This is a genomic window from Pseudomonas sp. HMWF006 (assembly GCF_003061205.1).
Classification (GTDB): Bacteria; Pseudomonadota; Gammaproteobacteria; order Pseudomonadales; family Pseudomonadaceae; genus Aquipseudomonas; species Aquipseudomonas monsensis.
This window is the reverse complement of sequence record NZ_QAIU01000230.1, coordinates 10,546-15,247: the sequence shown is the minus strand read 5'-3', so window position 1 is coordinate 15,247 and position 4,702 is coordinate 10,546. Positions and strand designations below refer to the sequence as shown.

Annotated in this window: 5 protein-coding genes; 1 reads left to right on the top strand and 4 read right to left on the bottom strand. The window is 60.4% G+C overall.

What is annotated here, in order from left to right; genetic code table 11:
* The 3 genes from DBR24_RS09260 to xth all read right to left on the bottom strand — a co-directional run.
* A partial coding sequence (locus DBR24_RS09260) for a nucleobase:cation symporter-2 family protein (protein WP_146189006.1) occupies positions 1 to 1,436 on the bottom strand: 1,436 nt, incomplete at its 3' end.
* Positions 1,437 to 1,646: 210 nt separating this feature from the next.
* Entirely contained in the window at positions 1,647 to 2,474 is an 828-nt protein-coding gene (locus DBR24_RS09255) for an arylamine N-acetyltransferase (RefSeq protein ID WP_128614577.1), read from the bottom strand.
* A gap of 100 nt (positions 2,475 to 2,574) precedes the next feature.
* Positions 2,575 to 3,369 (bottom strand): exodeoxyribonuclease III, encoded by a 795-nt coding sequence (gene xth / locus DBR24_RS09250; protein ID WP_128614576.1) that lies wholly within the window; start codon positions 3,367 to 3,369, stop codon positions 2,575 to 2,577.
* Between the two features lie 128 nt (positions 3,370 to 3,497).
* Between xth and DBR24_RS09245 the strand changes: the two genes are divergently transcribed.
* Positions 3,498 to 4,079 carry a GNAT family N-acetyltransferase gene (locus tag DBR24_RS09245; RefSeq protein WP_128614575.1) on the top strand — a complete coding sequence of 194 codons (582 nt, stop codon included), beginning with the start codon at positions 3,498 to 3,500 and terminating at the stop codon, positions 4,077 to 4,079.
* Between the two features lie 10 nt (positions 4,080 to 4,089).
* On the opposite strand, the gene DBR24_RS31815 is transcribed toward DBR24_RS09245, so the two are convergent.
* Positions 4,090 to 4,702, bottom strand: a 613-nt coding sequence (locus DBR24_RS31815) for a Crp/Fnr family transcriptional regulator (RefSeq protein WP_256591360.1), incomplete at its 5' end; no start/stop codon positions are given.

Genomic DNA, 4,702 nt, shown 5'->3' with positions numbered 1-4,702 from the left:
CCATCGCAATCATGCAGCTTGCCGTCGCTGAAGTAATCGCCTTCACGCAGCGCTGCCAGATCGCGATAGCGCAGGGTCCGCTCTTCCGCCGCGGCAAACACCGACTGCTGGTCCGAGTTGCCGGCGGTGAAGTGGTTGAACGCCAGGTTGAGCAGGATCGCCATGATCGCCGACGAGCTGATGCCCGAATGGAAAATGGTCGCGAACCAGCTCGGGAAGTGATCGTAGAAGTTCGGCGCGGCAATCGGGATCATGCCGAAGCCGATCGAGGTGGCAACGATGATCAGGTTGACGTTGTTGCGGTAATCCACCTTCGACAGCGTGCGAATACCGCTTGCCGCCACCGTACCGAACAGCACTATACCGGCGCCACCCAATACTGACGTCGGTACGGCGGCAATCACCCGGCCCATGAACGGCAGCAGACCGAGAATCACCAGGAAGATACCGCCAGTGGCGACCACGTAACGGCTCTTGATCCCGGTCACCGCCACCAGCCCGACGTTCTGGGCGAAAGCACTTTGAGTGAAGGAACCGAAGATCGGCGCAAACATGCTCGACAGCATGTCCGCCCGCAGACCATTGCCCAGACGCTTGGAATCGACCTTGGTGCCGATGATTTCACCGACCGCGAGAATGTCCGCCGAAGTCTCTACCAGAGTCACCATCACCACGATGCACATCGACAGGATCGCGGCGAAGTGGAAAGTCGGCATACCGAAGTGGAACGGCGTCGGGAAGCCGAACATCGGCCCCGTGGTGACGCTGGAGAAATCCGCCATGCCAAGGAACACCGCCAGCACCGTGCCGATCACCATGGCCAACAGGATCGACAGACGCGAGATGGTCGAACTGCCGACCTTGCTCAGCAGCAACACCAGCACCAGCGTGACCGCCGCCAGACCGATGTTCTGCATGCTGCCGAAGTCCGGGGCATGGCTGTTACCGCCCATGGCCCAGCGTGCGGCCACCGGCATCAGCGTCAGGCCGATGGTGGTGATCACGATGCCGGTGACCAACGGCGGGAAGAACTTGGTGATGCGCGAGAACACCGGCGTGATCAACAAACCGATCAAGGACGCCGCAATCACCGCGCCGAGCACCGACTGGAAGCCGCCCTCGCCGCCACTGCTGACGATCGCGACCATGGTCGCCACGCCGGAGAACGACACGCCCTGTACCAGCGGCAACTGACAACCAAAAAACGGCAGACCCAGGGTTTGCAGCAGTGTCGCCAGCCCCCCCGCAAACAATGAAGCAGCAATCAACAAACCAATGTCCGCCGGCGACAGCCCGGCAGCCTGACCGATGATCAGTGGCACCGCGACGATACCGCCATACATGGTCAGAACATGTTGCAGGCCGTAAGCCATATTCGCGCCGACCCCGAGATTTTCGTCCTCGGGCCGTTGGTGTGAAACATGGGGCGTTTTCATGGTGGGGGGTTCCCTGGTTTTTGTTATGCGCACACTGTATTCAATACTCGTGACAAATGTCCATAGAGTTGTATACAACTTATTGGTCACATAATGGCCAGGTAGCCACCCATCCTGCTAGCCCGCTGCTGCCAGCGCCCACAAATCCGCCAACACATTCCCTCCTGTCACTGTGGATGTGAACACTCGTGTGAAGTGTTCACGGCGACCTCAGGCCGGGACGATCATCCGTTCAAGGGCATGCCGCACATGCGGAAGATCAGGCAGGCGCAGATCAAATTCGCCAGCCAGCAACGCGATCAACTCATCGACATCCGCCACTTCCCGACGCTCACTCTCGGCGCCCACGCGATGAAGCGCGAAGCTGCCGTTGTTCAACGTCTTGCGCCAGCCGTCACCGGTGCGCGCAACCATCAGGCGCTGGGTGAACGGTGATTGCGGATGGGTCGAGACGTACCAGTTGCCGATGGTGTAGTCGATGTCTTCCTGGCGTTGCAGATCGAACAGGTACATCGACCGCCACTCACCCGCCACCCTGGCGCGCAGCATGTAGCCATCGGTCTGTTTTTCGATGCGGTAGGGTTCGTGCGGCGTGGACTGCTCGTGTTCGCTGTCGAGGATCAGCGGTGCCGTTGGCACCATGCCGCCGAAGCCGACGTCGGTGATGTAACGCACGCCGTCGAGGGTCACCAGGCTCAAGCGGTGAGTACGGGCGGTCCAGCTGCCTTCGGGTTGATTCATCACCACCCGGCCGCTGATGGCGCGAGCATCGAAGCCCAGTTCAAGCAACAGGGCGAAAAACAGGTGATTGAGTTCGTAACAGTACCCGCCACGGCCATGGTCGAATACCTTCTGTTCAATAGAGGCGAGATCAATCAGCACCGGCGCGCCAGTGATCGTGGCCAGGTTCTCGAAGGGAAAGGCGCCGGTGTGACGTAATTGCAGCTGACGCAGGGTGTCCAGGGTCGGTGCAGGCGGCGTATCGAAACCCAGGCGTTGCAGGTACAGCTTCAGATTCGTCAGGCGTGGTTCGCTCATTGCTCAGTCCTTTTGCATGGGCCGCAGATCACTGCGTTAATGGTCGCCATGTATACGGGATCGGGCACTGTTTTCGACAATTGATTTCGCCAATCGCCTGCTAGCGTTTTTTGCGCGAACCGATGCGAATCCACGTCGGCGCATGGTCACTGGCGTGCGGTTCGTTGCGCACCCAGGCGTCTACGCCAGCCTCGTGCAGATACGGACTCAGCGCCGGGTTGAGCAAGAGATGATCAATGCGCAACCCGGAGTTGGTTTGCCAGTGTTGGCGGAAGTAATCCCAGAACGTGTACAGCCGATCTTCGGGGTACAGATGCCGCAGTGAATCGGTCCAGCCCTGATCGAGCAAGCGCTGATAGCACTCACGGCTTTGCGGTTGCAGCAACGCGTCCTTGAGCCATGAACGGGTGTTGTAGATGTCCATGTCGGTGGGCACCACGTTGTAGTCGCCGGCCAGCACCACCGGATGGTCGCTGCTTTGCAGGTCCTTGGCGTAACGGATCAGGCGCTCGAACCAGGCCAGTTTGTAGTCGAACTTCGGCCCCGGCTGCGGGTTGCCGTTTGGCAAGTACAGGCACCCGACCAGCACTCCATGCACTGCGGCTTCCAGATAGCGGCTGTGCTTGTCATCGGGGTCGCCGGGCAACCCACGGCGGCTCTCCAGCGGCTGCGCATCGCGGGCAAGAATCGCCACGCCGTTCCACGACGCCTGACCCTGCCAGATTGCGCCATACCCGGCGGCTTCCAGCTCGGCGACAGGAAACGCGCTGTCGACGGATTTGAGTTCCTGCAGGCACGCGATGTCCGGCTGTTCGCGCTTGAGCCAGTCCAGCAGGTTCGGCAGCCGTGCGCGCAGGCCGTTGACGTTGTAGGTGACGATCCGCAGGTTTTTCATCGGCTGAGGCTCCTGCCCAAGGCATGTAAAAATTGTGACCGTGTGCCCCTCGCGCAGGTTGCATCGGATCACTGCGCTGCGGCGTAATAGGCGCTCGCCCTTCGCCCGCACTGCCGAGACCTGAATCCATGCAAACCACGCTGCGAGGTCAGCGCATCCTTCTGCGCCCGCTGCAATATTCCGACGCCGCCGCCCTGCTCGATGCCGCCGCTGACGGCGAACTGTGGAACCTCACCGTCACCGTGGTGCCTTCGGCGTCGACCATCGACAGTTATCTGAAAAAGGCCCTCGATGGCCGCGAAGCCGGTACGGTCATGCCATTTGTCATCGTATTGAAAGACACCGGCGAGGTGATCGGCTCGACCCGCTTCTGGAAGATCGACCGAGTCAATCGCAAGCTGGAAATCGGCAGCAGCTGGATCGCGGCGCGCTGGCAGAAGTCGTTCGTCAACACCGAAGCCAAATACCTGATGCTGTGCCACGCCTTCGACCTGCTCGATTGCGTGCGCGTGCAATTCACCACCGACGAAAACAACCAGAAGTCACGCAACGCGATCCTGCGTCTGGGCGCGCAGCAGGAAGGCATCGTCCGCCATGAACGGATCATGCCCGACGGGCGCAAGCGCAACTCGGTGCGTTTCAGCATCATTGACGACGAGTGGCCACAGGTGCGCCTGCACCTGGAACAGAAACTCGCCGCTTACGCCTGAGGCCCGTCGTTCACACGCGATGGCGCAGCCACTGCAGAAAGCCTTTTTTCGCCACGACCACGGGCTCGTCCTGCGTCAGGGTCTGCGCTTTGTGCAGGCGATAATCGAGCAGGGTTTTCATCGCTTCACTGATGTCGTGACGAGCGTCCAGGCACGGTTTCAAATAGGATTTTTCGATACGGTACATGGCGCAGAACGTTTTCGCGGCGAAGGTGGCCGGCACCGATGAATCGGAAAGAATACCGGCCTCGCCAATCACTTCCCCCGGCCCCATGCGTCCGGATTCGAACGGTTTGCCATGACGGATCAAGGTCACGGTGACCACTCCGGATTCGATGATGAACAGGTGATCGCTGACCTCGCCCGCCCCCAGAATCTGCTCGCCGGCGCGGAAGGTTTGCAGGGTCATGTTCTGGCTGAAGGTGTCTTTTTCTTCCTGACGCAAGGTCGAGAAAATCGGTGAACTGTCGAGCAACGCCCGTGGCCGCGAAAGGTTCGTCGGCGCGTTGCTTTCATCGCTGGACAGCAGGTTCACCCCGGACGCCTGCAAGTGCCGATAGGCCAGATCAAACAGTTGATTGCGCACTACACGTTTCTCGCCCATCGAGGCGACGAACCCGCTG

What these genes read in the sequence shown, in the direction of transcription:
- DBR24_RS09255 (WP_128614577.1), bottom strand. Translation starts at nt 2,474, where the DNA reads ATGAGCGAACCACGCCTGACGAATCTGAAGCTGTACCTGCAACGCCTG.
- xth (WP_128614576.1), bottom strand. Translation starts at nt 3,369, where the DNA reads ATGAAAAACCTGCGGATCGTCACCTACAACGTCAACGGCCTGCGCGCA.
- DBR24_RS09245 (WP_128614575.1), top strand. Translation starts at nt 3,498, where the DNA reads ATGCAAACCACGCTGCGAGGTCAGCGCATCCTTCTGCGCCCGCTGCAA.